The sequence below is a fragment of the Mesorhizobium sp. M0174 genome, assembly GCF_040322275.1.
Taxonomy (GTDB): Bacteria; Pseudomonadota; Alphaproteobacteria; order Rhizobiales; family Rhizobiaceae; genus Mesorhizobium.
Genome location: NZ_JAMYTB010000068.1, coordinates 1 through 986 on the forward strand (window position 1 = coordinate 1; position 986 = coordinate 986).

Annotated in this window: 1 protein-coding gene; it reads right to left on the reverse strand. The window is 63.2% G+C overall.

The window, feature by feature from the left end:
* The coding region (gene tuf, locus NKJ13_RS31510) for an elongation factor Tu (protein ID WP_352741176.1) at nucleotides 1–986 on the reverse strand (986 nt) is incomplete at its 3' end.

The following is a 986-nucleotide window of genomic DNA, read 5'->3' on the forward strand; positions in this document are numbered from 1 at the left end:
TAGAACTGCGGACGGTAGTTGGTGAAGAACGGCGTATGGCGGCCGCCCTCGTCCTTGGTCAGGATGTAGGCTTCGGCAACGAACTTCTTGTGCGGCTTGACGGTGCCGGGCTTGGCCAGGACCTGGCCGCGCTCGACGCCTTCACGGTCGACACCGCGCAACAGCGCGCCGATGTTGTCGCCCGCCTGACCCTGGTCGAGCAGCTTGCGGAACATCTCGACGCCCGTGCAGGTCGTCTTGGTGGTCGGACGGATGCCGACGATCTCCAGCTCCTCGCCGACCTTGACGACGCCGCGCTCGACGCGGCCGGTCACCACCGTGCCACGGCCCGAGATCGAGAACACGTCCTCGATCGGCATCAGGAACGGCTTGTCGAGCGGACGAACCGGCGTCGGTATATAGGCATCGACCGCAGCCATCAGTTCGCGGATGGCGTCCTCGCCGATCTTCTTGTCGCTGTCTTCAAGTGCGGCAAGCGCCGAACCCTTGACGATCGGAATGTCGTCGCCGGGGAACTCGTTCTTGGTCAGAAGCTCACGCACCTCGAGCTCGACCAGCTCGAGCAGCTCGGCGTCGTCGACCTGGTCGACCTTGTTCAAGAACACCACGATCGAGGGCACGCCGACCTGGCGGGCGAGCAGGATGTGCTCGCGGGTCTGCGGCATCGGGCCGTCGGCGGCCGACACCACCAGGATCGCGCCGTCCATCTGCGCGGCACCGGTGATCATGTTCTTCACATAGTCGGCGTGGCCGGGGCAATCGACATGGGCATAGTGGCGGTTGGCGGTCTCGTATTCGACATGCGCCGTCGAAATGGTGATGCCGCGCGCCTTCTCTTCGGGCGCCGCATCGATCTGGTCATAGCGCTTGTATTCGCCAAAATACTTGGTGATCGCCGCCGTCAGCGACGTCTTGCCATGGTCGACGTGACCAATCGTGCCAATGTTCACATGAGGCTTAGTGCGCTCGAATTTACCTTTTGCCAT